The following is a 26,663-nucleotide window of genomic DNA, read 5'->3' on the forward strand; positions in this document are numbered from 1 at the left end:
TGGCTCAACTAACGCTCCTGCTGGTGAGTGGGGCTCGGGAAGCTGCCCGTCTGACCGGTACCGGCCTGACGTCCCTGCGCGATGCCCCGACGGAGATTGGTCAGCCGGCCGCGTACGTCGTCAGGCGCACGCGAGACCTGCGGACCGCTCTGGTGCTGTTGCTGCTGAGCCGTGCCCGGGACGAGGTTCGCCCGGGGCACCCGGCGCGGCAGGCCGGAGGTGGTGACGCCGCCCGCGGCCGGCTGCCTTACGCGCTCCGCCTGACGGACGAGTTCGTCGTTGGGCGAGGTGCGCCAGGCGGAGGCTGCGGGACGCTGGGGGCCCGTGGGGGCCTGCTGCTGCGGGGCGGCCGGAGCCGGCCGGCCGGCCGGCCGCCGTTCACCGCGGAACCAGTTGGTCTCCAGGGTGTCGTACAGCGGGGTGCGGCCGTCGCCCGGGCCCGTGGCCGGCGGCAGTGCCCACCCGTCACCCGGCCCACGTCCCTCGTCGGGCCGCTGCGCGGCGCTCCTGTTGTCGGGCTCCTGACGGGCCGGACGCTGCTGCTGCGGGGGCTGCTGCTGCGGGGCCGGCCGGCGCGGGGCGCCGAAGTCGGCCGGGCCGCCCTGCGGCCGCTCGAACTGGCCGGTGGACGAGGGGTCCTGACGACCGGGCAGGGCGTACTGGCCGGTGTCGCCGCCGTTGTAGCCGGGCTGCGGGTACTGGCCGGTGGAGCCGTTGTCGTAGACCTGCGGCGCGGCGTACTGGCCGGTGGAGCCGTTGTCGTAGGTCTGCGGGGCCGCGTACTGGCCGGTGGAGCCGTTGTCGTAGGTCTGCGGGGCCATGTACTGGCCCGTGTCCGAGGGGTTGTTCTGCGGGGCGTGCGGCGCGGAGGGACCGAAGATGTCCGAGCGCACGAACGAACCCGTGTTCTGCCCGGCGCCCGTGCCGGGAGCGGGGAACTGGCCGGTGTTCTGGCCGCCGTTCACACCCGTGCGCGGGGCGTCGAAGTCGGGGCGGGGGAACGACGAGGTGTCCGCCGGGCCGGCCGGCCCCTGCCGGTCGTCGAACGCGGGAACCACGGGTATCTCGGCCGTGGAGCCCGGACCCTGGTGGTCCTCGATGCGCGGCATGCGGGACGTCTGCGCCTGCTCCGCCTCGTCGTGGCCGCGCGGCGCGTCCAGGGCGGCCTGCCCCGTCGCGTCGTCGTTGCCCCAGCTCGGCGTCCGCGGCTGCGGGTTCCCGCCGGGCAGCTCCGCGCGCGGACCACCGCGCGAGGGAAGCTGCTGCTGCCCGCCCTGCTCGGCGCCGGCCGCACGCTGCGGGGCCGCGCCACCGGGTGCGTTCCCGCCGAAGGCGTCCTGGAGGCCACCACCGAAGGTGTCCTGGCGGCCTCCCGCGCCGAAGGCGTCCTGCCGGGCGCCCCCGCCGAAGGTGTCCTGGCGGCCTCCGTCGGCGTAGCCCGGACGGCCGTCCGCGGGCCGGCCGTCGCCGAAGCCCTGCGGCGCACGGCCGCCGAAGCCGCCGCCCGCGCCCGCCGGAGCGGGACGGCCCTGCTGCGGCTGCGCCGGACCCTGCGGTCCGCGCGGCGCGCCCGGGCCGGCCGGCGCACCGGGTCCGCCCTGCCGGCCGCCCGTGCCGGGCAGCGCGGCCCGGGGGCCCTGACCGGCGCCGACCTGGCCGCGCGGAGCGGTCCCGGCGCCGAGCCGGCCGGCACCGCCGGCGCCCAGCGCACCGCCGCCCGCCTGGCCGTTCTGGCGTCGTGCCGCGGCCGCGCCGGCGGCGGCAGCGGCGGCCGCCGGGCCGCCCGCGGCCGGACCGCCGGGCTTGCCGGGACCGGGCTTCTTGCCGCCCTGGGCGACGTCCACCGGCAGCATGACGAGGGCCGTCGTACCGCCGGAGTCCGACGGACGCAGCTGGATGCGGATGCCGTGCCGCTGCGACAGACGACCGACCACGAACAGGCCCATGCGGCGGGAGACGGAGACGTCCACGGTGGGCGGCGAGGCGAGCCGCTCGTTGATCGCCGCCAGGTCCTCGGGGGAGAGGCCGATACCGGTGTCGTGGATCTCGATGAGCACCCGGCCGTCGGGCAGCGCGTGACCGGTGACCTTGACCTTCGTCTGCGGCGAGGAGAACGAGGTCGCGTTCTCCAGCAGCTCGGCCAGCAGGTGCACGAGGTCGTTGACGACGCGGCCGGCGACCTCGGTGGTCGGCACGGCGGCCAGCTCGATGCGCTCGTACTGCTCCACCTCGGACGCGGCGGCGCGGAGCACGTCGACCAGCGGGACCGGGCGGGTCCAGCGCCGGCCGGGCTCCTCACCCGCGAGGACGAGGAGGTTCTCACCGTTACGGCGCATACGCGTGGCGAGGTGGTCCAGCTTGAACAGCGAGGACAGCTGGTCCGGGTCGGCCTCGCGGGACTCCAGTTCGGAGATCAGCGACAGCTGGCGCTGGATCAGACCCTGGGAGCGGCGCGAGAGGTTGGTGAACATCGCGTTGACGTTGCCCCGCAGCAGGGCCTGCTCGGCGGCGAGGCGGACCGCCTCGCGGTGCACCTCGTCGAAGGCCGCGGCCACTTGGCCGATCTCGTCCCGGGAGTGCACACCGACCGACTCCACGGACGTGTCCACGTCCTGCGGGTCGGACTCCGACAGCTGCTTGACCAGCTCGGGCAGGCGGTCCTGGGCGACCTTGGTGGCGGTCTCCTGCAGGCGGCGCAGCGAACGGATCATGGAGCGGGCCACGACGAAGGCGCCGACCAGCGACACACCGAGGACCAGGAGGATCAGCGCACCGGAGATGATGGCGTCCTGCTCGGTGGCGCTGCGCAGCTCGCGGGCCTTCTGCTCCATGTTCTCGAGCAGCGTGTGCTCGATCTTCTTCATCTGCTCGATCTTGGTCGAGCTGTCGTCGACCCAGTCGCGGTAGGAGCGCTTGTCCTGCTGCTCCAGACCGGTGTCGCTGTCCAGGGCACGCTTGGCGTAGGTGTCCGCGGCCTTGATCGTCGGGTTGCCCTCTTCGATGGGCCGCAGGAGGTCCTCGACACCGCTGCCGTAGATGTTGCGGAAGCTGTTGAGCTCCGAGGTCTGGCCCTCCAGCGCCGACTGCGCGTACAGACGGTCGTTCTCGGAGAGGTGGCCCTCGCTGCTGTTGTTCGCGGGCAGCGCGGCCGCGATGACGGCGCGCTGGACGGAGGCGTACTCCTTGGCGGAGGAGAACGCGGACAGCGCGCGGGTGCGCTGGATCATCTCCGGGTTGCTGGTCGCCTCCGCCATGTCCTGCGACAGGCCGAGCAGCTCGGTGATGAGCCGGTGGTACGCCTCGACGGTCCGGGCCGAGTTGCCCTCGTTCTCGTAGGCGGTCTTGCGGATCTTGCCGAGGCCGTTGAGCTCGCTGGCGAGACCGACGATGGTGTCGCGGACACCCTGGAGGTTGCCGTCCTTGCTGGCGGCGTCGATCTCCTCGGAGGCGTCGAGGAAGTTGGCCTTGGCACGGTCGGTCTTGTCCCGGAAGCCCTTGACGGCGATGGCGCTCGCGCTGGACGGGTGGGACAGCGGGCCGGCCGACTGGTCGCGCTCGTCCTCGAGAGCCATGGCCAGCTCGGTGGCCTGCTTGGTCATGTCCGTCAGCAGCTTCATGTTGTCCAGCTGCTGGATGTCGTCCATGTTCTGGCTGATGCGCAGCGCACCCAGCGAGGTGGCCGCGACCACGGGCAGCGCCAGCAGCGAGACCAGGCGGGTGGAGATGCGCCAGTTGCGCATCGCGATCCGCGAGCCGGTGCCGACGGGGCCCGGGCTCCTGGCCGGCTTCACCGTCGGGGCGGGGCTCGCCGACGCCGCCGGGCCGGCCGCGGCGAGCCCGGGGCGCTCGCCGCCGTCACCGGACGGAGCCGGGCCCGGGTTCTGGGCGTGCTGGGGCGAGGAACTGCCCTTCATGGGGCCAGTCCCGTCGTGCGACTCCGGCTCCGCCGAAGCGCTGCCATCCCTCTTGAAACGTCCCTGCACTAGCGTCGCAACCTCTGGACCAGGCGCCCCTCCGCGCGAGCGGAAGGACGGTGTCGGCGTCGTGGGGAACGCCCTGAAAACGTTCCCCGGGTGGTCGTGAGTGACCGGCGCTGGTTCCCCCTTCTCGCCGCCACTCGGCGCTGCGTTGCGCCCCCTGCGCGCCGGCTCGATCCTGCGGCGGTCCGTGGCATTCCAGCACAGTGCAGGATCTCCAACAAGGCATGTGGGTCAGGCTGTGACCTCCGTGACACCGCGTGAGGGGTGCGTCACTGGAAGTGGAAAGTGATCTCCTGCATTCCGGACATATCCCTACGAGCCGACGAGCCGCCTCAGGTGTCCCAGTCGCCATGATCGGGAGCGGAATGATGGCTTCAGGGGGTCAATGTCCGTTTCGCTGAGTTGCGGTGCGGCTGGAAATTGTCCGGATTGTCAATGCGGCAGTGAGCAAACTCACATGGGGAACACGGGGTCTTCACGTCTGCGGCGGGAATTGCATGTTTAGCCTGACGCTTTACAGAAATGGCAAAACCGACAACGCGCCCAGGCGAGGGGCTCGCACGGCCCTCCAGGCGCCCGCAGACGACAAGGTCTCTTACAACCGTGAAGACGACGATGATGTTCCGCACCATAGCCAACCCCCGGCGCACGACCCTGGCGCACCTCGAGGACGCCGAAGTCCTGCACACGCCGGACCTGCCGGAGCATTCCGTCTCCCTCCCCACCCAGACCGCCAACCCCAGGCGCACCGTCCTCATGGAGGCCCCGGTCGCGGCCTCCGTCACGGAGTAGTACGCGCACCGCGCACGGGTTGCTCACCGCGGCCGGCCAGGCCGTACGGAGAGTTGTACGGAGACCGGGGGCGCCCCACGACCAGGGGCGCCCCTCCTTCGTGTCCGGGGCCCGCGCCCCACGGCAATGCGCGAGCTGCGCGGAGCCCAGGGGGAGCCTCGCGGGCCGGGCCGGGCTGGCGGGGTCCGGCACGCACTCCCCCACTGCCTCAACGGCGTGGGGGACCCCCAGCGGCGTTGTCGTCTGTCTCCGACTCCCCCACGGTCGAACGAGCTCGCGCGGGGGCACCCCGATCGCGTCGACTCCCTCCTCCGCCTTGCAGCTGTACGCACCGGACCCCGCTCCCTGATCCGGCCTGACCCGCGGGCACCCCCTGCCGCGTTAGCCTGGAGCGTCAGACTCCTCCCAGCTCAGTCAAGGGGCCAAGCAACCCGTGCGCATCGCCAGGTTCTCCATCGACGGGAACGTCGCCTTCGGCGCGGTCGAGGGCGACCAGCCGGACGAGCTCGTCCTCGACATCATCAAGGGCATCCCCTTCGCGGACTTCGAGCTCTCCGGCACCAAGGTGCCGCTGAGCAAGGTACGGCTGCTGCCGCCCGTGCTCCCCAACAAGGTGGTGGCCTTCGGCCGCAACTACGCCGAGCACGCACGCGAACTCGGCAACGAGGTGCCGGACGCCCCGTTCGCCTTCTTCAAGCCGTCCACCTCGGTGATCGGCTCCGGCGACCCGATCCAGTACCCCTCCTTCTCCGAGGAACTGCACCACGAGGCCGAGCTGGCCGTGGTGATCGGCCGCCTGTGCCGCGAGGTCCCGCGCGACCGCGTCCAGGACGTGATCTTCGGGTACACCTGCGCCAACGACGTCACCGCCCGCGACGTCCAGCGGCGCGAGAAGCAGTGGGCGCGGGCCAAGGGCTTCGACAGCTCCTGCCCGCTGGGCCCCTGGGTGGAGACGGACATCGACCTGGCCGCCGCGTCCGACCTGACCGTCCAGCTCACCGTCAACGGCGAGCAGCGGCAGCTGGGCCGCACCAGCGAGATGATCCACCCCATCGAGGAGCTGATCGTCAACATCTCCGAGGCCATGACGCTGCTCCCCGGCGACGTGATCCTCACGGGCACCCCGGCAGGGGTCGGCCCCCTGAACGTCGGCGACGAGGTCGCCGTCACCATCGAAGGCATCGGCACTCTCACCAACAAGGTTGTCAAGCGTGGCTAGCGCACCCGGCACTCCCGTACGCGTCCGTTTCTGCCCCTCGCCCACCGGTAACCCCCACGTGGGCCTGGTCCGCACCGCCCTGTTCAACTGGGCGTTCGCCCGGCACCACCAGGGCAGCGGCGCTCAATTCGTGTTCCGCATCGAGGACACCGACGCGGCCCGCGACTCCGAGGAGTCGTACAGCCAGCTCCTCGACGCGATGCGCTGGCTGGGCTTCGACTGGGACGAGGGCCCCGAGGTCGGCGGCCCGCACGCGCCGTACCGCCAGTCGCAGCGCATGGACATCTACAAGGACGTCGCCCAGAAGCTGCTCGACGCCGGCCACGCCTACCACTGCTACTGCTCGCAGGAGGAACTGGACAGCCGCCGCGAGGCCGCCCGCGCCGCCGGCAAGCCGTCCGGCTACGACGGACATTGCCGCGACCTGAGTGCCGAGCAGGTCGAGGAGTACCGGGCACAGGGCCGTACGCCCATCGTCCGCTTCCGCATGCCCGACGAGACCATCACCTTCACCGACCTGGTCCGCGGCGAGCTGACGTTCACCCCGGAGAACGTGCCGGACTACGGCATCGTCCGTGCCAACGGCGCCCCGCTGTACACGCTGGTCAACCCGGTCGACGACGCGCTGATGGAGATCACCCACGTCCTGCGCGGCGAGGACCTGCTCTCGTCCACCCCGCGCCAGATCGCCCTGTACAAGGCGCTGATCGAGCTGGGCATCGCGAAGCGGATCCCCGAGTTCGGGCACCTGCCGTACGTGATGGGCGAGGGCAACAAGAAGCTCTCCAAGCGCGACCCGCAGTCCTCGCTGAACCTCTACCGCGAGCGCGGCTTCCTGCCCGAGGGCCTGCTCAACTACCTCTCCCTGCTCGGCTGGTCGCTCTCGGCCGACCAGGACATCTTCTCCGTCGAGGAGATGGTCGCGGCCTTCGAGATCTCGGACGTGAACCCCAACCCGGCGCGCTTCGACCTGAAGAAGTGCGAGGCGATCAACGCCGACCACATCCGCATGCTCGACGTGAAGGACTTCACGGAGCGCTGCCGTCCCTGGCTGCAGGCCCCGTTCGCCCCCTGGGCCCCGGAGGACTTCGACGAGGCCAAGTGGCAGGCGATCGCCCCGCACGCGCAGACCCGTCTGAAGGTGCTGTCGGAGATCACGGACAACGTCGACTTCCTGTTCCTGCCGGAGCCGGCCGAGGACGAGGCGAGCTGGACGAAGGCGATGAAGGAGGGCAGCGACGCCCTTCTGCGGACGGCCCGCGAGAAGCTGGAGTCGGCGGACTGGACCTCCCCTGACGCCCTGAAGGAGGCCGTTCTGGCCGCCGGCGAGGCCCACGGCCTCAAGCTCGGCAAGGCCCAGGCCCCGGTCCGCGTCGCCGTCACCGGCCGCACGGTGGGCCTGCCCCTGTTCGAGTCCCTGGAGGTCCTGGGCAAGGACAGGACCCTGACCCGCATCGACGCGGCCCTGGCGAAGCTCGCCGCGTAGCCGGCCGTGCGAGAGGGGCGGCGACCGGAACTCCGGCTGCCGCCCCTTGGCGCTGCTCAGGGGGAGTGCGTGCCGCTCAGGGGGACTGCGTGCCGGCCAGGGAGTGCGGGACGCCGTCACCCCGCCGGCGGTACCGTCGGTTCCATGACGATCCGGGCCGTCCTGTGGGACGTCGACGACACGCTGTTCGACTACACCGCGGCCGACCGGGCCGGTATGCGGGCGCATCTGGTGGCCGAGCGGCTGCTGGACGGGTACGGGCCGGTGGAGGAGGCCCTGGCGCACTGGCGGCGGATCACCGATGCCCAGTGGGCGCGGTTCTCCGCCGGCGAGGTGTCCTTCGAGGGGCAGCGGCGGGACCGGGTGCGGGTCTTCCTGGGCCGGCCGGAGCTGACCGACGCCGAGGCCGACGCCTGGTTCGAGCGCTATCTGGGGCACTACGAGACCGCCTGGGCCCTCTTCCCGGACGTGCTGCCCGCCCTGGACGCCCTCGCCGCCGGCTACCGGCACGCCGTGCTGTCCAACTCCAGCCTGCCCGTCCAGGAGCGCAAGCTGCGCGTCCTCGGCGTGCGCGACCGTTTCGAGGCGGTGCTGTGCGCCGCGGAGCTGGGGGTGTCCAAGCCGGAGGCCGGGGCGTTCCACGCGGCCTGCGAGGCCCTGGCACTCGCCCCGCACCAGGTCGCGTACGTCGGCGACCACCCGGAGATCGACGCGCGGGGCGCGGCCGAGGCCGGTCTGCTGTCGGTCTGGATCGACCGCGACGGTGTACGCGACGGCGGCCCCGGCAAGTCCGGTGGCCCCGGGGGCGCGGGGGGCGCCGTCCCGCGCCGGATCGCCTCCCCCGCCGAACTCCCGGGGGTGCTCGGCGCCGATACCCGTTTTGGAGCCCCGTCCACCTTCAGGTAATGTTCTTCCTGCGCCGCGGGGAGCGGGCCGGAAGGCCGGAACCCAACGGCGCACCAGCTAGAACAAGAACCCCTCCGGGGCTTGCGTTCCAGTGGCCTATGGTGTAATTGGCAGCACGACTGATTCTGGTTCAGTTAGTCTTGGTTCGAGTCCAGGTAGGCCAGCTCGCAGAGCTCATCTGCACCGCGGATCTCATCCGCAAGCCCCCGTTGTGTAGCGGCCTAGCACGCTGCCCTCTCAAGGCAGTAGCGCCGGTTCGAATCCGGTCGGGGGTACGGATCCTTCGGGATCAGGGCCCCCGTTGTGTAGCGGCCTAGCACGCCGCCCTCTCAAGGCGGTAGCGCCGGTTCGAATCCGGTCGGGGGTACTGAAGGTGACGACCTCAATGGTCTAAACCATCTTGGTCTATGGTGTAATTGGCAGCACGACTGATTCTGGTTCAGTTAGTCTTGGTTCGAGTCCAGGTAGACCAGCTGATCTGCGGAAACGCAAGATCGCGCCCCCGTTGTGTAGCGGCCTAGCACGCCGCCCTCTCAAGGCGGTAGCGCCGGTTCGAATCCGGTCGGGGGTACGCAGTCGGAAGGGCCCTCCCTCGGGAGGGCCCTTCGGCGTGTCGGGGGCGCCCATGTCCAGGTGCGACCGCCGGCGCCACCCTTCCGGCGGAAGCCCTCCGGCTCACTTTCCGCCGAACCGCCGCCGCGACTCCTCGGCCTCGGCCAGCCGGCGCAGGCTGAGCAGTACCGGCTCGTACAACACGGTCAGCGCCACCGCGGCCTCCACCTGCTCGTCCGGCGTCCCGTACCGCTCGACCAGGTCCAGGTCGGTCACCGAGATCCGCTCCATCGCGCGGGCGTACGGCTCCAAGTCGGCGGTGGCGCATGGGTAGCCGAGCCGGGCGAGCGCGGCGATCGCGGTCACCAGCATTCCGTACGCCGGTGCGGTCGGCGTCTCGCCGGACGGGCCGCCGTAGCACCAGCCGAGCCGGTCCATGAGCTCGGCGGCGGTACGCCGGGCGGTGTCGGTGGCCGGGTCGCCCTCGTCGGGCGCCGGGCCGTGCGGCAGGGCCCATACCGCCGTGCCCAGCCGTCTGTTCCGGTCCAGCTCCTCGTCCTGGAGGGCGGCGAGCACCTCGCGTGCCGAGTTCACCGGGATCCGCCCCACCTGGATCAGTGCCCGCACCAGCCGCAGCCGCCGCAGATGTCCCTCGTCGTACTCGGCCTGGGTGGCCGTGATCCGGCGGCCGGGGTGCAGCAGTCCCTCGCGCAGGTAGTACTTGATCGTTGCCGTGGAGACCCCGCTGCGTGTGCTCAGCTCCGCCAGTCGCATCCCGGTGCCGTGCCCTTTCCTCTTGTGCCCTCTTGCGTCCGCGCTTGGGTAGTGTCACTATCCAAGCATGGATAGTGGTGCTATCCAATAAGTTGCCGAAGCCGCCGACGCAATCGGCGTGAGGGATGGGGGACGTCATGGGTGCGAGGCTGATCGAAGGGCGCATGACCGCCGCGGGTGAGGGCGAGGTGGTGGTCTTCCTGATCGGCATGCGGATCAACAGCTTTGCCGCGGTGCGGAGTTGGTGGCCGGTGGCCAGGGCGATGGGACCGATGATCGCGGAGCTCGCCCGCGGCAAGGACAGCGGGCTGCTGGGCTGCAAGGCCCTGCTCGGCGGGCCACGCGAGGCGTACCTCGTCCAGTACTGGGAGTCGAAGGAGAAGCTCCTCGCCTACGCCGTCGCCCCGGACCACCGTCACCACCCGGCCTGGGCCGCCTTCAACCGGCGGCTGCGGGAGGGCAAGGGCAAGGTCGGCTTCTGGCACGAGACGTACGTCGTCCCGGCGGGCTCCCATGAGTCGATCTACATGAACATGCCGGAGTACGGCCTGGGCAGGGCCACCGGAGTCGTCCCGGTGGGCCGCCGCGGAGACCGGGCGGCGGACCGCCTCCGAGCCTCTTGAACGACATCCGGCCGGGCTGAACGGACACGGCCGGGGGATCACCTGTGGGGGCGGACGGGCGCCGGCCGGCTGTCCGGCCCCGTTCCTCGGCCGTGTTCTTCGCTCGCCTTCCTCGGCCGTGGGCGCGTCGACGAGGAGCGGCCCGGGCCCCGCGGGCGAACGCGCCCCGGTCGCGCGGTGCCGGATCCGGTCGTGGGCTGTGGCCCTGAAGCGGGCCGTAGGGGACGCGGGCCTGAGTGCAGGTGGGGTACCGCCCGCGGGGCGGAGGTGTCCGCTCTTCCGGGCTCGGCGGGCGCCCGTGACGGAGCGCCGCTCCCTTCCGTTAGCGTGGGTCGCGGTGCGCCTGGTCGGCGGTCGTCCGTCGCCACCGCCCGGCAGGGCCCGCCGCGGCGTTGAGGCCGGCCCTGTACTGGCGGGTGCGGTCGGTGCGGTCAGCCGGAGCGGCGGAGGGCCTCGGAGAGGCGGGCGGCGGCGTCGATGACCGCCTGGGCGTGCATGCGGCCCGGGTGGCGCGTGAGGCGCTCGATGGGGCCGGAGACGGACACCGCGGCCACCACCCGGTTCGACGGGCCGCGCACCGGCGCGGAGACGGAGGCGACGCCCGGCTCGCGCTCGCCGATCGACTGGGCCCAGCCCCGGCGCCGTACGCCCGACAGGGCCGTCGCCGTGAAGCGGGCGCCCTGGAGGCCGCGGTGCAGCCGCTCCGGCTCCTCCCAGGCCATCAGTACCTGTGCCGAGGAGCCCGCCTTCATCGTCAGCGTCGAACCGACCGGGACCGTGTCCCGAAGGCCGGACAGGCGCTCCGCGGCGGCGACGCAGATGCGCATGTCGCCCTGGCGGCGGTAGAGCTGCGCGCTCTCGCCCGTGATGTCCCGGAGATGGGTGAGCACCGGGCCCGCGGTGGCGAGGAGACGATCCTCACCCGCGGCCGCGGCCAGTTCCGCCAGGCGGGGGCCGAGAATGAACCGACCCTGCATGTCGCGCGCCACCATGCGGTGGTGTTCCAGGGCCACGGCCAGCCGGTGGGCCGTGGGTCGTGCCAGTCCGGTCGCCGCGACCAGACCCGCGAGGGTGGCCGGACCGGACTCCAGGGCGCTCAGGACAAGGGCTGCCTTGTCCAGAACGCCGACGCCGCTGCTGTTGTCCATGAAACGATACTTGCGTCTCACTCTGTGAAACGCAAGTTCAATTTTCCGTGGAACACGCCACTCTGGATGTCACGAAGGCACAGCGGCCCGCGGATCAACGGGCCTGGTGGCGGTTGCCCGGACGCAGGGGCGCGGGCGACGCCTCCTCAAGATCTCTAGTTGGGTCGGTGGACACCTGCCGGCCGGAGGGAACAGCGATGGGTAGGACACTCGCGGAGAAGGTCTGGGACGACCACGTCGTCCGGCGCGCCGAGGGCGAGCCCGACCTCCTCTTCATCGATCTGCACCTGCTGCACGAGGTGACCAGCCCCCAGGCCTTCGACGGCCTCCGCAAGAGCGGGCGCGGCGTGCGCCGCCTCGACCTGACCATCGCCACCGAGGACCACAACACCCCGACCCTGGACATCGACAAGCCGATCGCGGACCCGGTCTCCCGCGCCCAGCTGGAGACGCTGCGCAAGAACTGCGCCGACTTCGGCGTCCGGCTGCACCCGCTGGGCGACGTCGAGCAGGGCGTCGTCCACGTCGTGGGCCCTCAGCTGGGCCTCACCCAGCCCGGCACGACCGTGGTCTGCGGTGACTCGCACACCTCCACGCACGGCGCCTTCGGCGCGCTGGCGTTCGGCATCGGCACCTCCCAGGTCGAGCACGTGCTGGCCACCCAGACGCTGCCGATGGCCCGCCCGAAGACCATGGCGATCACCGTCGACGGCGAACTGCCCGAGGGGGTCACGGCCAAGGACCTGATCCTGGCGATCATCGCCAGGATCGGCACGGGCGGCGGCCAGGGCTACGTCCTGGAGTACCGCGGCTCCGCCATCGAGAAGCTCTCGATGGAGGCCCGCATGACCATCTGCAACATGTCGATCGAGGCCGGCGCCCGGGCGGGCATGATCGCCCCCGACGAGACCACGTTCGCGTACCTCAAGGGCCGCCCGCACGCCCCCGAGGGCGCCGACTGGGACGCCGCGGTCGCGTACTGGAGGACGCTGAAGACCGACGACGACGCCGAGTTCGACGCCGAGGTCGTCATCGACGCCGCCGCACTGTCCCCGTTCGTCACCTGGGGCACCAACCCCGGCCAGGGTGCGCCGCTTTCGGCGTCCGTCCCCGACCCCGCTTCGTACGAAGACGCTTCGGAGCGCCTGGCCGCCGAAAAGGCCCTGGAGTACATGGGGTTGGAGGCCGGACAGCCGCTGCGCTCCGTCGAGGTGGACACCGTCTTCGTAGGCTCCTGCACCAACGGGCGCATCGAGGACCTGCGCGCCGCCGCCGCGATCCTGAAGGACCGCAAAGTCGCCGACGGCGTACGGATGCTGGTCGTCCCGGGCTCCGCGCGCGTGGGCCTGCAGGCCGTCTCCGAGGGCCTGGACGTGGTCTTCAAGGAGGCCGGCGCCGAATGGCGGCACGCCGGGTGCTCGATGTGCCTGGGCATGAACCCCGACCAGCTGGCCCCGGGCGAGCGCTCCGCCTCCACCTCCAACCGCAACTTCGAGGGCCGGCAGGGCAAGGGCGGCCGTACGCACCTGGTGTCGCCGCAGGTCGCGGCCGCCACCGCCGTCCTGGGCCACCTGGCCTCCCCGGCCGACCTGTCCGACGCCGCAACCCGTACGCCCGCTGGAGTCTGATCAATCATGGAAGCCTTCACCACCCACACCGGCCGGGCCGTCCCGCTGCGCCGCTCCAACGTCGACACCGACCAGATCATCCCCGCCCACTGGCTCAAGAAGGTCACCCGCGACGGGTTCGAGGACGGGCTGTTCGAGGCCTGGCGCAAGGACCCCGAGTTCGTGCTCAACCGCCCGGAGCGGCAGGGCGCCTCGGTCCTGGTCGCCGGCCCCGACTTCGGCACCGGCTCCTCCCGTGAGCACGCCGTCTGGGCGCTGCAGAACTACGGCTTCAAGACCGTGATCTCCTCCCGCTTCGCCGACATCTTCCGGGGCAACTCGCTGAAGAACGGCCTGCTCACGGTGGTCCTGGAGCAGAAGATCGTGGACGCGCTGTGGGAGCTCACGGAGCGGGACCCGCAGGCCGAGATCACCGTCGACCTCGTCGAGCGCGAGGTGCGCGCAGAGGGCGTCACCGCCTCCTTCGAGCTGGACGAGAACTCCCGCTGGCGGCTGCTGAACGGCCTGGACGACATCTCGATCACCCTGAAGAACGAGGACGCCATCGCCGCCTACGAGGCGAAGCGCCCGTCCTTCAAGCCGCGCACGCTGCTGGTCTGATCAACGGCGGGTTTCGGCCACCACGAAACGCCCCTGTACCCCCGATCGCCACGATCGGGGGTACAGCCGTTTTTCGGGCCCGCGCCCCCGGCGCGCCGCCGTGCGGCAGGCCAACTTCCCACGTTAGGAGGGTTTTTGCCGGGGTACGCGAGAGCCGAGGCCCCGGCCGGAGGAGGCGCCCGGAAGACCGTCCGAGGCGGTAGTTGTCCCCTGCGCAGGCGACAACTCGCCCCAGATGGCACAATCTGTGCATGGACAACGACGGCCAACTCGAGCTCTATACGGCGGTCGCGGCCCAACTCAAGGAAGCGCACGCAAGAGTGCGCGCACTGCAAGTCCCGGAGGGCGTACGGATGGCGCTGACCCGGAAGCTGCTGGTCATTACGGCCGCGGCCAAGCACGATCTCGCCGCTGCGACAAGGCGACTGGAGCGGTTCACGGCGGACCTCGACGAGGGTCGAATCCCCGAAGAGGAAGCCTGATCAACTTCGAGGCCGACCGAGTCCGCTGCGGCACAAGGGTGATTAGCCCGTTTCGTGTTTGATTTGCGGTATATATCTGCCTAACGTGCGAAAAAGCTTGAACACTTTCGTTCTGGCAAGGTCTCCGAAGGGGAAGACGTGAACAAGGCGCAGCTCGTAGAAGCGATTGCCGACAAGATGGGCGGCCGGCAGCAGGCCGCCGACGCCGTCGACGCGGTACTGGACGCCATCGTCCGCGCGGTCGTCGGGGGAGACCGGGTCTCGGTCACCGGCTTCGGGTCCTTCGAGAAGGTGGACCGTCCGGCGCGCTACGCCCGCAACCCGCAGACGGGTGAGCGGGTGCGGGTCAAGAAGACCTCCGTTCCCCGCTTCCGGGCCGGCCAGGGCTTCAAGGACCTGGTGAGCGGCTCGAAGAAGCTCCCGAAGCACGACATCGCGGTGAAGAAGGCGCCCAAGGGCAGCCTGACCGGGCCGACCGCCACCATCGCCAAGGCGGCCGGCAAGAAGGCCGCCACGAAGAAGACGACGGGTGCGGCCAAGAAGGCCGCCGCGAAGAAGGCGGCGGCCAAGAAGGCCCCTGCGAAGAAGACGACCGCGGCGGCCAAGAAGACCACTGCGGCCAAGAAGACCACGGCCGCGGCCGCGGCGAAGAAGACCACGGCCAAGAAGGCCCCGGCGAAGAAGGCGACGGCGAAGAAGGCCCCGGCCAAGAAGTCGACCGCTCGCAAGACCACCGCCAAGAAGACCACCGCCCGCAGCAAGTAGGCGCGAGCAGGTACCCACGCGCCGGGCCGGACTCCCGAGGGAGCCCGGCCCGCGGCGTTTTCGGGTCTCAGAAGGTCTGCAGCGTCACCAGCGTGATCCGCAGGGCGGCCCCCTCGCCCTCCGTCTCGATCCGCACCCGCTGCCCCGGGCGCAGCAGTCGCAGGCCGCCCGCGTCGAACGCCGAGGCGTCGAAGGGCACCGGGGTGCCGTCGTCCAGAAGCACCTGCCCGCTGCGGCTGTAAGGGTCGTACGTGTATGCGGTCGCCTGCATGGCGGCCAGCGTAGTGCCCGCGGCGGCTGTCCGCCGTCGCCGTGGTGCTGTCGGACGTCGGCGAGGTGCGGGTGCGTCATGGCTGGTCGCGCGGTTCCCCGCGCCCGGCGCCCGCGGCACCCCCCAGGGGGTGTCTCGCCGGTCATGCCGGGCTCGCGGCGACTGGTGCCGCACCTCGCCGCGTTGTCGTCGGTCGCCGATGCTCCGCATCGACTCCCTCCTCCGCCTTGCGACGTACGGCACCAGTCGCCGCTCCCTGATCCAGCCTGATCGACGAGACACCCCCTAGGACCCGGGAATCAGCAACCCCGCCGACACCGCCGCCGTGTGCGGGCCCACCCCGAGGGCCAGGGCCGCCCGCAGGTCCGCGCCGGTGTCCACGTCCTGGCGTACGGAACCGACCCCGTCGAGCCTCAGTTCCACCGCGCCGGAGGCCCGGTGACGGGCGCGGGAATCCGTCCCGAAACACGGAAGCAATTCATGCTCCGGGGCCGCACCGAGAAGCGTCGTTCCGATGTCCGCGGCGTCCGCGAGAAATGCGCGCGGGAATTTCGCGGCCGTATTCAGAACCCGGGCCAATTCCAGCGGCCGGAGCGCCGGAAGATCGGCGTTCAGAGCCGCCAGGGGACTTTCGGGGCGCGATGCCCGTACGGCCGCCGCCCCGTGCGTGAGGGCGGCGTTCAGGCCGGCGCGCGGCGCGTCCGGGACGATCCGCGCGCCCAGTGCGGCCAGCTCCCGCCCGGCCACGGCGTCGTTCGTGACGACCGCCACATCCGCGACCGCTGGACAGGCCAGCGCCGCCGCCACGGTGTCCTGCGCGAAGGCGAGGGCGAGGCCCGGGCGGACCCCGTCGTCAGCGGTGTCCGAGAGCCTGCTCTTGGCCCGCGTCAGGGGCTTCAGGGGGATGACCAAGGTCCACTGCACGGGCGTTCGCCCCTCTCTCGTCCCGGACATTCTCCCCGGCCCGTCTGGCGCTCGCGGACTCGGCCCGGGGGCGCCGAACCCCCTGCAAGAGCGGGCGCGGGCGACGGTCGGGCGTACGGTGTTCTCGACAGACCGGCGGCATGGGGCGACACTTGTGCGGCCCCCGGCCCCGGGGGCAGTCCTAGAGGAAGGTGTCCGCGTGCCCCGCCGCAGAATCGGCTTCTGGTACCGCTTCGCAGCGGTGATCTGCAAACCACCGCTGCTGGTTCTGATCAAGCGGGACTGGCGCGGAATCGAGAACATTCCGGCCGACGGCGGATTCATCACCGTGGTGAACCACAATTCCCACATCGACCCCTTCGCCTACGCCCACTTCCAGTACAACACCGGGCGGGTGCCGCGATTCCTGGCGAAGAGCGGCCTTTTCAAGAAGGGACTCGTGGGTGCCGCGATGCGCGGCACCGGGCAGATCCCCGTCTACCGCGAGAGCACGGACGCGTTGAGTGCCTTCCGCGCCGCCATCGACGCCGTGGAGCGCGGCGAGTGCGTCGCCTTCTACCCCGAGGGCACCCTCACCCGCGACCCGGACGGCTGGCCGATGACCGGCAAGACGGGCGCCGCGCGGGTCGCCCTCCAGACCAAGTGCCCGGTGATTCCTGTCGCCCAGTGGGGCGCCAACGAACTCCTGCCGCCCTACGCCAAGAAGCCGAACCTCCTGCCGCGCAAGACGCACCACGTGCTCGCCGGCCCGCCCGTGGACCTGTCGCCCTTCTACGACAAGGAGATGACCCCGGAGCTGCTGAAGGAGGCCACCGAGGCCATCATGGCGGCCATCACGCGCCAGCTGGAGCACATCCGCGGCGAGAAGGCCCCCGCCGTGCCCTACGACCCGCGCCGGGAGCGGATCGAGCAGCGCCGCAGGACCCAGGAGCAGAACCAGGCCCAGGCGCAGGCCCGGTCCCGGACGCAGGGCAGGTCCGCGACGTCCGGCCGGCCCGGGCCGGCGGACCGGGAAGCGGCACCGGAGGCGGCGCGCGAAACGGCACCGGAGGCAGCGCGGGAAGCCGTCCAGGAAGAGGGGCAGGGCACGTGAGCGAGCCGGTCAGGCCGGTCAAGGCGGCCGTCTTCGGCACCGGATCGTGGGGCACCGCCTTCGGGATGGTCCTCGCCGACGCCGGCTGCGACGTCACCCTGTGGGCCCGCCGCGCCGAACTCGCCGAGGCCGTCAACTCCACCCGGACCAACCCGGACTACCTGCCCGGCATGGAACTCCCGGAGAACCTGCGGGCCACCGCGGACGCCGCCGAGGCCGCCCGCGACGCCGACTTCACCGTGCTGGCCGTCCCCTCGCAGACCCTGCGCGGCAACCTGGCCCAGTGGCGGCCGCTGCTCGCGCCGGACACGGTCCTCATCTCGCTGATGAAGGGTGTCGAACTCGGTTCGGCGATGCGCATGAGCGAGGTGATCGAGGACGTCGCCAAGGTTCACGCCGACCGCATCGCCGTGGTCACCGGGCCCAACCTGGCCCGCGAGATCGCTGCCCGCATGCCGGCCGCCGCCGTGGTGGCCTGCACCGACGAGGCCGTCGCCCAGCGGCTCCAGGCCGCCTGCCACACCCCGTACTTCCGCCCGTACACCAACACCGACGTAGTCGGCTGCGAACTGGGCGGCGCCGTCAAGAACGTGATCGGGCTGGCCGTCGGCATCGCGGACGGCATGGGTCTCGGCGACAACGCCAAGGGCTCGCTCATCACCCGCGGGCTGGCCGAGACCACCCGGCTGGGGATGGCCCTGGGCGCCGACCCGCTGACCTTCTCCGGACTCGCCGGCCTCGGCGACCTGGTGGCCACCTGCTCCTCGCCGCTGTCGCGCAACCACACCTTCGGCACCAACCTCGGCAGGGGCATGACCCTCCAGGAGACCATCGCGGTCACCAAGCAGACCGCCGAGGGCGTCAAGTCGTGCGAGTCCGTGCTGGATCTGGCGCGCCGGCACGGCGTCGACATGCCCATCACCGAGACGGTCGTCGGCATCGTGCACGAGGGCAAGCCCCCGGTGGTGGCCCTCAAGGAGCTGATGTCGCGCAGTGCGAAGCCCGAGCGACGCTGAGCGACCCCGGGCCGCCAACGCTGCCCTGCGGCCCTACCAACGGGTACTCTCATCGCGATATGAGCACCGAGAACCTCCCCCAGAGCCCTGAGCAGCCGTCCCGCAAGCCTCGCGTGGCCGTCGTGTTCGGCGGGCGCAGCTCCGAACACGGGATCTCCGTGGTCACCGCCGGCGCGGTGCTGAGCGCCATCGACCGCTCCAAGTACGAGGTCCTGCCGATCGGCATCACGACGGACGGCCGCTGGGCCCTGACCGCCGACGAGCCGGAACGCATGGCGATCACCGACCGCCGTACGCCGAGCGTCGAGGAACTCGCCGAGTCCGCCGAGGGCGGCGTGGTGCTCCCCGTCGACCCGGCCAACCGCGAAGTCGTCTACAGCGAGCCCGGTTCGGTGCCCAAGGCGCTCGGCGAGGTCGACGTGGTCTTCCCGGTGCTGCACGGCCCCTACGGCGAGGACGGCACCCTCCAGGGCCTGCTGGAGCTGTCCGGGGTGCCCTACGTGGGCTCGGGCGTGCTCGCCTCGGCCGTCGGCCAGGACAAGGAGTACATGAAGCGGGTGTTCACCTCCTTCGGGCTCAAGGTCGGCCCGTACGTGGTGATCCGGCCGCGCGAGTGGGAGCGGGACGCCTCCGCCGCCCGCAAGAAGATCGTCGACTTCGCCGGCGAGCACGGCTGGCCGCTGTTCGTGAAGCCCGCGCGCGCGGGCTCGTCCATCGGCATCACCAAGGTCGAGGACCTCTCGGGCCTGGACGAGGCGATCGAGGAGGCCCAGCGGCACGACCCGAAGGTGCTCGTGGAGGCCGCCGTGCGCGGCCGGGAGATCGAGTGCGGGGTGCTGGAGTTCGAGGACGGCCCGCGCGCCTCCGTACCGGCCGAGATCCCGCCGCCCGATGCGCACGCGTACTACGACTTCGAGGCGAAGTACATCGACTCCACGCCCGGCATCGTGCCCGCCCCGCTGACCGAGGAGGAGACCGCCGAGGTGCGGCGGCTGGCGGTGGAGGCGTTCGAGGCGGCCTCCTGCGAGGGTCTGGTCCGCGCGGACTTCTTCCTCGCCGAGGACGGCGAGTTCGTGATCAACGAGATCAACACCATGCCCGGCTTCACGCCCATCTCGATGTACCCGCAGATGTGGCAGGCCACCGGCGTCTCCTACCCGGAGCTGGTGGACCGTCTGGTCCAGGCGGCGCTGCGGCGCCCGACGGGCCTGCGCTGACCCGTCCGTTCCGGTCGGCGGCCGGCCGGTGCTCAGTCGGCGATCCCCTCGGGGATCGCCTTCTTGACGGCCGGGGCCAGCTCGACCAGGACGGAGGAGCTGTCCCGCCCCTTCTCCACGTCCACCTCGACATACGCCCTGCGGTTGGCGCTGGTGAAGCGGTAGGCGCCGTCGTCCTGCTTCTCCATCAGCCAGTCGACGCCGTTCACCCCGCCGGTCACCGCGTCGGGGTCCCTGCCCTCGGCGACCTCGGGGTCGATCATCTTCGGCGGCCGCGGGACACCGCAGCGCAGTATGATCGCCGGGCTTCCCCAGCCCGCGGTCAGCGCGGAGGCGGGCCGCGGGTCCTCGCGGCTCAGTCCGTCCACCTTCCGCGGCAGGGCCTTGTCCAGGTTCCGGCACAGCTCGGTGACCGGTGTGTCCGGGCTGGGAACCGCCGCGGTGGCAGCGTCGTCTGCTGAGGAGCAGCCCGCGGCGGTGATCAGCACGGCGAGGACGGGCAGGCCGAGAAGCCGGTGACGGAAAGAGCTCACCGGCCCAAGGGTAGACGGGGGCTACAGATGGACGACCGGGCAGGTCAGTGTGCGCGTGATGCCCTCCACCTGCTGGACCTTGGCGACCACCATCCGGCCGAGGTCGTCCACGGTGTCGGCCTGGGCGCGCACGATGACGTCGTACGGTCCGGTCACGTCCTCGGCCTGGATCACACCAGGCAGTTTGCTGATCGTCTCGGCGACGGTCGACGCCTTGCCGACCTCCGTCTGGATCAGGATGTACGCCTGTACCACGGAACCTCCAGGGCGGCCACGAGGATCATGTGGGGAAAAGGAACGCCACGGTATCGCGTCGCCGTACGCCACGGGGAGACCCACGGAGCACGTGGCCCGCGCGCCGGGGTGCAGGTAGGACAGAAGTTGACGGTCATCTCGACCGTAACGAGGACCGCGTGAACGCGCGACCGGGAACGGACAGGGACAGAAGGGGCGAAAGGGCTATGAAGGGCACTGTTGGTGAGCTCGGGGAGTTCGGGCTCATCAGGGAGCTCACCTCCCGTCTCACCACCACCCCGGCGGTCCGGGTCGGCCCCGGCGACGACGCCGCGGTGGTCGCCGCCCCGGACCGCCGGGTCGTGGCGAGCACCGACATACTCGTGGAGGGGCGGCACTTCCGCCGGGACTGGTCCACGGCGTACGACGTGGGCCGCAAGGCGGCCGCCCAGAACCTCGCGGACATCGCCGCCATGGGCGCCGTACCGACCGCCCTGCTGCTCGGCCTGGTCGTCCCCGCCGAACTCCCGGTCACCTGGCCGACCGAGCTGATGGACGGGCTGCGGGACGAGTGCCAGGTCGCGGGCGCCTCCGTGGTCGGCGGCGACGTGGTGCGCGGCGACACCATCATGGTGTCGATCACCGCCCTCGGTGATCTGCGCAACCACGAACCGGTGACACGCGCGGGCGCCCAGCCCGGCGACCTCGTCGCCGTCACCGGCTGGCTGGGCTGGTCCGCCGCCGGGTACGCGGTGCTCTCCCGCGGCTTCCGCTCCCCGCGCGCCTTCGTCGAGGCCCACCGCCGCCCCGAACCGCCGTACCACGCGGGCCCCGCCGCCGCCGGGCTCGGCGCGACCGCGATGTGTGACGTCAGCGACGGTCTGATCGCCGACCTCGGGCACATCGCGGAGGCCAGCAAGGTGCGCATCGACATCCGCTCCGGCGCCATCGACATCCCTTCTCAGATGAACGACATCGGGCAGGCCGTCGGTGTCGACCCGCTTCAGTGGGTGCTGACCGGTGGGGAGGACCACGCGATCGTGGCGACGTTCCCGCCGGACGTGAAGCTGCCGGCCCGCTGGAAGGTGATCGGCGAAGTGCTCAACCCCTCGGCCCTGCCCCAGGTCACGGTCGACGGCGCGCCGTGGACCCGGAAGGGCGGCTGGGACCACTTCGGGGACATCGAGTCATGAGCGCCGCGCCCCCTCGTGTCCTCACCGTCGCCGGGTCCGACTCCGGCGGCGGCGCCGGCATCCAGGCCGACCTGAAGACGATGCTCGCCCTCGGCACGCACGGCATGAGCGTGATCACCGCGGTGACCGCGCAGAACTCCCTCGGCGTCCAGGGCGCCTGGGAACTGCCCGCGGAGGCGGTCCGGGCCCAGTACCGCAGCGTCGTCGACGACATCGGCGTCCAGGCCGTCAAGACCGGGATGCTGGCCTCGGCGGAACTGGTCGAGGCGGTCGCCGAGTTGCTTGCCGGGGCGGACGCGCCCACGGTCGTCGACCCGGTCGGCGTCTCCAAGCACGGCGACCCGCTGCTGGCCGCCTCCGCCCTGGAGTCCGTACGGACGAAGCTGCTGCCGGTGGCGACCGTCGCCACGCCCAATCTCGACGAGGTCGCCCAACTGACCGGCGTGCGGGTCACGTCCGAGGAGGGGCTGCGCGAGGCCGCGGCGGCCGTCCTGGAGTACGGGCCGGCCTGGGTGCTGATCAAGGGCGGGCACCTGGCCGGAGACGCCCTGGACCTGCTCACGGACGGCACCGAGGAGCACTGGCTGCGCGCCCCGAGGTACGACAACCGGCACACGCACGGCACGGGCTGCACCCTCGCCTCCGCGATCGCCGCCCAGCTGGCGAAGGGACAGCCCGTGCCCGAGGCGGTCAGGTCCGCCAAGGAGTACGTCACCGGGGCGATCGCGGCCGGCTTCGCCCTCGGCACCGGCATCGGCCCCGTGGACCACGGCTGGACCTTCCGGGAGCCTCACGCGGCCGGGTAGTCGCGCAGTTCGATCGCGGTGGCCGCCTGGCTCCGTGAGCCGCTCGAAGAAGCCGGACGGCAGCCGCAGCGGGCCCTGGTACGACTCCGGAACGGCGTCCACGCGTGCGCGCAGCTCCTCCCCGGCAGAAGGTCCCCGTCGTCCCCGGACAGCGGGCCGACGGCGCACAGGACGCACTCCTCCAGCAGACCGGGCGGGGGCGCCTCGCCCACGGCGGCCGGCAGGGAGGCAGCCGACCGGGTCGGCCTCGATGACCGTCCGCGGGCCGAGGCGCCTGCGCAGGCGGGAGATCTGCGACTGGAGGGCGCCCCCCGGGGCCCCCGCGGGCGGCTCGGCGCCGTACAGGCCGGCGATGAGGCGCTCCGGGGGACCGTCCGGCCGACGTCGAGGAGCAGGAGGGCGAGCAGGGCGCGGGGACGCGGGCCGCCCAGGCCGTGACGGTGGAGCGCGGCCCTCTGAGACGGAAACGGAGGGCAGTCCTCCGACAGACACGGCAAAAAGCCGGCCCACCGAGATGGACCGGCTTAGTGCAGCGAACCAGCAGTGGCCGCGCGCTTAGCTGTTGCTGTGCGTCAGCGCGAGACCTTGCCGGCCTTGATGCACGAGGTGCAGGCGTTCACGCGCTTCGGCGTCCCGCCGACCACGGTACGCACACGCTGGATGTTCGGGTTCCAGCGGCGGGACGTACGGCGGTGCGAGTGCGAGATGTTGTTGCCGAAGCCCGGCCCCTTGCCGCAGACGTCGCAGTTGGCAGCCACGGGTCACTCCAAAGACTTCAGATGCACTTACGGTTGATCCCGGCATGCCGGAATCCAGATCGCAGGCTCAGGGAGCACTCCGAAATCCGAGTGGCGTTGCCAGGGGGAGAGCCCGATCAGGATCGGGCAACCGGAGCAGCATACAACGTCTGCTCCCGTGGCACGAAACTACCATGGCCACCCCGGGGCCCGCCCGGGCCCTCTTCCGGCGCGCACCACCCCCTGGGTCTACGCTGCCGTCCAGACCAGCAGCTCAGGGAGGCGCAGGTGGCGCAGGTGCCGCAGACGTTCGACGCGCCGGCGGTGCGCACTTGGTGCGGCCTGGCCCTGCGGGCGCTGGGGCGGGCGCGCGAGGAGATCGACGCGATCAATGTCTTTCCCGTGGCCGACGGCGACACCGGCACGAACCTGTACCTGACCGTGGAGTCCGCCGTAGCGGCGGTGGAGGCCGTGTTCGCGGCCCACGAGGCCGGCGTCCCCGGCGGCGAGGCCCTCCCGCTCCCCGGCCCCTCCCTCGACGGCCCGTCCCTGGCCGAGGCCGCGCGGGCGATGGCGCACGGGGCCCTGATCGGCGCGCGCGGCAACTCCGGCACGATCCTCGCCCAGCTGCTGCGCGGCATGGCCCAGGTGCTCGCCGCCGACGACGAGAGCGCCCACACCGACGGCCGCGGTCTGCGGCTCGCCCTGAGGCACGCCGCCGACTCCGCCCGGCAGGCGGTGGCGCACCCGGTCGAGGGCACGGTCCTGTCGGTCGCCTCCGCGGCCGCCGACGCGGCCACCGGCGCGGAGGGCGACTGCGGCACTGTCGCGCGCGCCGCCTACGCGGGCGCGTGCCGGGCCCTGGCCGCCACCCCCGGCCAGCTGGCCGCCCTGGAGCGCGCCGGAGTGGTCGACGCCGGCGGGCGGGGGCTGGTCGCCGTGCTCGCGGCCCTGGTCGAGACGTTCACGGGCGAGACGCCGGCGACGGAGAGCACACCACCGGGCGGGACGGCAGCGGCCACTGGGAGCGGCCGGCCGGGCGAGGACCAGCCGACCGTGCCGCACGCGCGCGTGCATTCCGCCGACCCGGACGAGCCGAGCGCCTGCGCCTCGTCGTCCGCTCCCGCGCCGTCCGCGGGCGGCCCCGCCTTCGAGGTGATCTACCTCCTGGAGGCCGAGGAGGCGGCCGTCGACCGGCTGCGGCGGCGGCTCGACGGGCTCGGGGACTCCCTGGTCGTCGTCGGCGGCGACGGGCTGTGGAACGTCCACGTCCACGTCGACGACGCCGGCGCCGCCGTGGAGGCGGGTGTGGAGGCCGGCCGCCCCTACCGCATCCGGATCACCCACTTCGGCGCGGGCGACGCGCACACCACCCGCACCGAGCGACCGCCCCGGGAGCGCGTCCAGCGCGCCGTCGTGGCCGTCGTCCCCGGCGACGGCCTGGCCGGGCTGTACACCGAGGCCGGGGCGACCACCGTGCCGGCCCGCCCCGGGGAGTTGCCGGCGAGCGGCGAACTCCTGGAGGCGGTACGGCGGGCCCACGCGCGCGAGGTGGTCCTGCTGCCCAACGACGCCGAACTGCACGACACTGCCGCCGCGGCGGCCGAACAGGCACGCGGGGAGGGTGTCCGCGTGGCCCTGATCCCGACCCGCTCGGCGGTCCAGGGCATCGCCGCCCTCGCGGTGCACGAACCGGGGCGCCGCTTCGACGAGGACGTGGTCGCCATGACGTCGGCGGCGGGCGCCACCCGCCACGCCGAGGTCACCGTCGCCGAACGCCAGTCGTGGACCACGGCGGGCATCTGCCAGGCCGGTGACGTCCTCGGCCTCATCGAGGGCGACGTGGCCGTGATCGGCGCGGACGTCACCGCCACGGCCAAGACCGTCCTGGACCGCATGCTCTCGGCCGGCGGCGAACTGGTCACCCTCGTCCTCGGGAACGACGCCCCGGACACCGTCGCCGACCACCTTCAGACCCACGTCCGCGACTCCTACCTCGCCGTGGACACGGTGGTCTACGGGGGCGGCCGACAGGGCGCCCTGCTGCTCATCGGCGTGGAGTAGCGGCGGCGACGCTCGGGCCGTCGTCGCCGGCCCCTGGAGCCTTGCTGCTGATCGGCGTGGGGAGGCGGCGGGGGGTGGGGAGGCGTCCCGACCCCCGGCTGCTGCGCGCGGGGGCGGCAGCTTCCGGGGTGTCCTCCTCCGTCGTTCTCCGTCCTTCTGTGTCTCTCTCAGTCTTCCGAGAGTTTCTCCACGAAGTGCAGCAGGCGTTCGGCCTCCGCGCGGCGGGGTGGTGCCGCGGCGGACTCGTCGCCGGTGGCCTCGTAGGCCGCCAGGACGGCACGCGCGCGTGCCGCCGCCTCGGCGGGCCGGCCCAGGTCGGCCTCCAGCCAGCCGGCGGCGAGTTCCGCGCCGGTCCGGTCGTGCAGGGCATCCGCTCCGAGTCCGGCGAACACGGCGATCGCCTGTTCCGTCCGGGACAGCGCCTCCTCCCACACCGACCTGGTGGTGTCGTCCGGCTCGTCCTCCGCGTCGGCGACCGAACGGGCGAGGAGGTCGCCGAACTGACGGTGGGTGCCGCCGAGTTCGTCGGTGAGCCGCAGCCGCGCCTCCCCGTCCTCCGCCCCGGCCAGCGCGGCCTCGCACTCCTCGACCGCGCGCGCCATCAGCTCGCGCGCCGTCTCCGGGCCGGCTTCCGTGCGCAAGGCCAGCCACGCACGGGCGCGCAGCGAGCGGACGAGGCCGTGCGCGTTGCCCAGCGAGCGCCACAGTTCGCCCGCGCGCGCGTAGGCGCGTTCCGCCTCGGCGGGCAGTCCCGCGTGACTCAGCGACTCGGCCGCGAGATGGGCGAGCGTGGCATGGTCCTGCTGCTCGGGCCAGTGCCGGGCTATCCCGGCGGCCTGGAGCCGCCGTTCGGCCGCCGCGCGGTGCTCCCCGAGCTCGCTCAGGCAGTCGCCCAGCCACCACTGGGTCTGCACCACGGCCCCGTCGCCGTGCGTCTCGGCGGACAGGTCCGCCAGAGCCGACTCCAGCACCTCGGCGGCCTCGGCCCACCGGCCCAGCCGCAGCAGCAGCCCACCGAGCTGCTGCCGCGCCCAGGCGCCGAGCGTGGGTCCCTCACCGGCCTCGTCGGCCCAGTGCGCCGCCTCCAGGGCGTGCTCCGCCGCCTCCGCGGCCCGGCCGAGGCCGTCGAGCACCTCGGCGAGCCGGAGGTGCAGCTGCGCCCGTCCCGCAGCCTCCAGGTGTGCCCCGCCGTGCTCCAGGGCCGCGCGCAGCGCCCCTTCGGCCCGGGCCGCATCGCCCAGATGGTGGGCGAGGGAGGCCAGCCGGGCCTCGTACTCCACCGCGAACCAGGGCAGCCCGGCGCCGACGTACCGCGCCACGGCCTCCTCGAACAGCTCGGTGGCCGCCGGGAGATCCCCGGTGCGTGCGGCGGTCTCCGCGAGCATCGCCCGCGCCTCGGCCGCCCGGGAGGCGAGTCGTACGTCCGCCCCGTCCTGCCCGCCGTCGCCGGCCCGACCGTCCCCGGCCCGACCGTCCTTCCGCGCGGGTGTCTCGACGAGCGCCAGCACCTCCCGCGCGGCCGCCCGCGCGGCGGACAGCGCCTCCGAAGGCACCGGCCCGTCGGCAGCGGCATCCGGCGTGGAGCGCCCGGCAGCCGGGTCGGGAACTTTGTCATGTTCG

General features: G+C 72.3%; 23 protein-coding genes, 5 tRNA genes and 1 pseudogene. 20 read left to right on the forward strand and 9 right to left on the reverse strand.

The features are described 5' to 3' along the window. Window positions 1–8: 8 nt before the first annotated feature. Window positions 9–3,983, reverse strand: a complete 3,975-nt coding sequence (locus R2S09_RS13815; RefSeq protein ID WP_316741231.1) for a nitrate- and nitrite sensing domain-containing protein — start codon at window positions 3,981–3,983, stop codon at window positions 9–11. Window positions 3,984–4,583: 600 nt separating this feature from the next. Between R2S09_RS13815 and R2S09_RS13820 the strand changes: the two genes are divergently transcribed. From R2S09_RS13820 to R2S09_RS13860, 9 genes are all read left to right on the forward strand, one after another. Next, entirely contained in the window at window positions 4,584–4,772 is a 189-nt protein-coding gene (locus tag R2S09_RS13820) for a hypothetical protein (protein ID WP_306188293.1), read from the forward strand. A 433-nt stretch (window positions 4,773–5,205) separates the two neighbouring features. After that, the gene (locus tag R2S09_RS13825) at window positions 5,206–5,991 is read left to right on the forward strand and encodes a fumarylacetoacetate hydrolase family protein (RefSeq protein ID WP_306188294.1); all 786 of its coding nucleotides are present in this window, start codon (window positions 5,206–5,208) and stop codon (window positions 5,989–5,991) included. Next, window positions 5,984–7,477: a glutamate--tRNA ligase gene (gltX, locus tag R2S09_RS13830; RefSeq protein ID WP_316741232.1), complete on the forward strand. Its 1,494-nt coding sequence runs from the start codon at window positions 5,984–5,986 to the stop codon at window positions 7,475–7,477. The genes R2S09_RS13825 and gltX overlap by 8 nt, the downstream gene beginning before the upstream one ends. A 144-nt stretch (window positions 7,478–7,621) precedes the next feature. Continuing rightward, window positions 7,622–8,383 carry an HAD family hydrolase gene (locus R2S09_RS13835; RefSeq protein WP_316741234.1) on the forward strand — a complete coding sequence of 254 codons (762 nt, stop codon included), beginning with the start codon at window positions 7,622–7,624 and terminating at the stop codon, window positions 8,381–8,383. Between the two features lie 92 nt (window positions 8,384–8,475). Next, window positions 8,476–8,547, forward strand: a tRNA-Gln gene (locus tag R2S09_RS13840). A gap of 38 nt (window positions 8,548–8,585) precedes the next feature. Further along, window positions 8,586–8,658, forward strand: a tRNA-Glu gene (locus R2S09_RS13845). 19 nt (window positions 8,659–8,677) lie between these two features. Then, window positions 8,678–8,750, forward strand: a tRNA-Glu gene (locus R2S09_RS13850). A 34-nt stretch (window positions 8,751–8,784) separates the two neighbouring features. Further along, a tRNA-Gln gene (locus R2S09_RS13855) sits at window positions 8,785–8,856 on the forward strand. Window positions 8,857–8,881: 25 nt separating this feature from the next. Then, window positions 8,882–8,954, forward strand: a tRNA-Glu gene (locus R2S09_RS13860). Between the two features lie 104 nt (window positions 8,955–9,058). Here R2S09_RS13860 and R2S09_RS13865 read toward each other — a convergent pair. Further along, window positions 9,059–9,709, reverse strand: coding sequence for a MerR family transcriptional regulator (locus tag R2S09_RS13865; protein WP_316741235.1), 651 nt, complete (start codon window positions 9,707–9,709; stop codon window positions 9,059–9,061). A 137-nt stretch (window positions 9,710–9,846) separates the two neighbouring features. Between R2S09_RS13865 and R2S09_RS13870 the strand changes: the two genes are divergently transcribed. Continuing rightward, window positions 9,847–10,332 (forward strand): DUF4188 domain-containing protein, encoded by a 486-nt coding sequence (locus tag R2S09_RS13870; RefSeq protein ID WP_306188301.1) that lies wholly within the window; start codon window positions 9,847–9,849, stop codon window positions 10,330–10,332. Window positions 10,333–10,763: 431 nt separating this feature from the next. Here R2S09_RS13870 and ndgR read toward each other — a convergent pair whose 3' ends face one another. Continuing rightward, window positions 10,764–11,480 (reverse strand): IclR family transcriptional regulator NdgR, encoded by a 717-nt coding sequence (gene ndgR / locus R2S09_RS13875; RefSeq protein WP_306188303.1) that lies wholly within the window; start codon window positions 11,478–11,480, stop codon window positions 10,764–10,766. Window positions 11,481–11,677: 197 nt separating this feature from the next. On the opposite strand from ndgR, the gene leuC reads away from it, so the two are divergent. From leuC to R2S09_RS13895, 4 genes are all read left to right on the forward strand, one after another. Further along, window positions 11,678–13,108, forward strand: a complete 1,431-nt coding sequence (leuC, locus tag R2S09_RS13880) for a 3-isopropylmalate dehydratase large subunit (protein ID WP_306188305.1) — start codon at window positions 11,678–11,680, stop codon at window positions 13,106–13,108. Between the two features lie 6 nt (window positions 13,109–13,114). Beyond that, on the forward strand, window positions 13,115–13,708 hold the full coding sequence (leuD, locus tag R2S09_RS13885; protein WP_306188306.1) for a 3-isopropylmalate dehydratase small subunit: 594 nt from the start codon (window positions 13,115–13,117) through the stop codon (window positions 13,706–13,708). 251 nt (window positions 13,709–13,959) lie between these two features. After that, window positions 13,960–14,190, forward strand: a complete 231-nt coding sequence (locus R2S09_RS13890) for a hypothetical protein (RefSeq protein ID WP_030168396.1) — start codon at window positions 13,960–13,962, stop codon at window positions 14,188–14,190. 138 nt (window positions 14,191–14,328) lie between these two features. Beyond that, window positions 14,329–14,955 (forward strand): HU family DNA-binding protein, encoded by a 627-nt coding sequence (locus R2S09_RS13895; RefSeq protein WP_316741238.1) that lies wholly within the window; start codon window positions 14,329–14,331, stop codon window positions 14,953–14,955. A 67-nt stretch (window positions 14,956–15,022) separates the two neighbouring features. Here R2S09_RS13895 and R2S09_RS13900 read toward each other — a convergent pair whose 3' ends face one another. Then, window positions 15,023–15,226: a hypothetical protein gene (locus tag R2S09_RS13900; RefSeq protein ID WP_316741239.1), complete on the reverse strand. Its 204-nt coding sequence runs from the start codon at window positions 15,224–15,226 to the stop codon at window positions 15,023–15,025. A gap of 285 nt (window positions 15,227–15,511) precedes the next feature. Beyond that, entirely contained in the window at window positions 15,512–16,150 is a 639-nt protein-coding gene (gene cofC / locus R2S09_RS13905) for a 2-phospho-L-lactate guanylyltransferase (RefSeq protein ID WP_306188311.1), read from the reverse strand. Between the two features lie 199 nt (window positions 16,151–16,349). Here cofC and R2S09_RS13910 point away from each other — a divergent pair, with 199 nt between their 5' ends. From R2S09_RS13910 to R2S09_RS13920, 3 genes are read left to right on the forward strand one after another with little or no spacing between them, the layout of a single operon-like run. Further along, window positions 16,350–17,243: a 1-acyl-sn-glycerol-3-phosphate acyltransferase gene (locus R2S09_RS13910; protein WP_306188313.1), complete on the forward strand. Its 894-nt coding sequence runs from the start codon at window positions 16,350–16,352 to the stop codon at window positions 17,241–17,243. Then, on the forward strand, window positions 17,240–18,259 hold the full coding sequence (locus R2S09_RS13915) for an NAD(P)H-dependent glycerol-3-phosphate dehydrogenase (protein WP_306188315.1): 1,020 nt from the start codon (window positions 17,240–17,242) through the stop codon (window positions 18,257–18,259). The genes R2S09_RS13910 and R2S09_RS13915 overlap by 4 nt, the downstream gene beginning before the upstream one ends. Window positions 18,260–18,318: 59 nt before the next feature. Then, window positions 18,319–19,476 (forward strand): D-alanine--D-alanine ligase family protein, encoded by a 1,158-nt coding sequence (locus R2S09_RS13920; protein WP_306188317.1) that lies wholly within the window; start codon window positions 18,319–18,321, stop codon window positions 19,474–19,476. Window positions 19,477–19,508: 32 nt separating this feature from the next. Here R2S09_RS13920 and R2S09_RS13925 read toward each other — a convergent pair whose 3' ends face one another. Beyond that, window positions 19,509–20,009 (reverse strand): DUF3515 domain-containing protein, encoded by a 501-nt coding sequence (locus tag R2S09_RS13925; protein WP_306188318.1) that lies wholly within the window; start codon window positions 20,007–20,009, stop codon window positions 19,509–19,511. 21 nt (window positions 20,010–20,030) lie between these two features. After that, window positions 20,031–20,264, reverse strand: a complete 234-nt coding sequence (locus R2S09_RS13930) for an Lrp/AsnC family transcriptional regulator (protein ID WP_030168388.1) — start codon at window positions 20,262–20,264, stop codon at window positions 20,031–20,033. Window positions 20,265–20,470: 206 nt separating this feature from the next. Between R2S09_RS13930 and R2S09_RS13935 the strand changes: the two genes are divergently transcribed. Both R2S09_RS13935 and thiD read left to right on the forward strand, forming a co-directional pair. Continuing rightward, entirely contained in the window at window positions 20,471–21,436 is a 966-nt protein-coding gene (locus R2S09_RS13935) for a thiamine-phosphate kinase (protein WP_030168387.1), read from the forward strand. Further along, on the forward strand, window positions 21,433–22,242 hold the full coding sequence (gene thiD / locus R2S09_RS13940; protein WP_316741244.1) for a bifunctional hydroxymethylpyrimidine kinase/phosphomethylpyrimidine kinase: 810 nt from the start codon (window positions 21,433–21,435) through the stop codon (window positions 22,240–22,242). Before R2S09_RS13935 ends, thiD begins: the two co-directional genes overlap by 4 nt. Window positions 22,243–22,814: 572 nt before the next feature. Here the strand turns inward: thiD and rpmB are convergent. Further along, complete coding sequence (rpmB, locus tag R2S09_RS13945; protein ID WP_003993230.1) at window positions 22,815–23,000, reverse strand: 50S ribosomal protein L28; 186 nt, start codon at window positions 22,998–23,000, stop codon at window positions 22,815–22,817. A gap of 267 nt (window positions 23,001–23,267) precedes the next feature. Here rpmB and R2S09_RS13950 point away from each other — a divergent pair, with 267 nt between their 5' ends. Next, the gene (locus tag R2S09_RS13950; RefSeq protein ID WP_316741246.1) at window positions 23,268–25,043 is read left to right on the forward strand and encodes a DAK2 domain-containing protein; all 1,776 of its coding nucleotides are present in this window, start codon (window positions 23,268–23,270) and stop codon (window positions 25,041–25,043) included. Window positions 25,044–25,210: 167 nt separating this feature from the next. Here R2S09_RS13950 and R2S09_RS13955 read toward each other — a convergent pair. Next, window positions 25,211–26,620: pseudogene (locus R2S09_RS13955) on the reverse strand (tetratricopeptide repeat protein); the annotation flags it as partial. Window positions 26,621–26,663 lie beyond the last annotated feature (43 nt).

It is taken from the genome of Streptomyces sp. MK7 (assembly GCF_032658145.1).
Classification (GTDB): Bacteria; Actinomycetota; Actinomycetes; order Streptomycetales; family Streptomycetaceae; genus Streptomyces; species Streptomyces spiralis.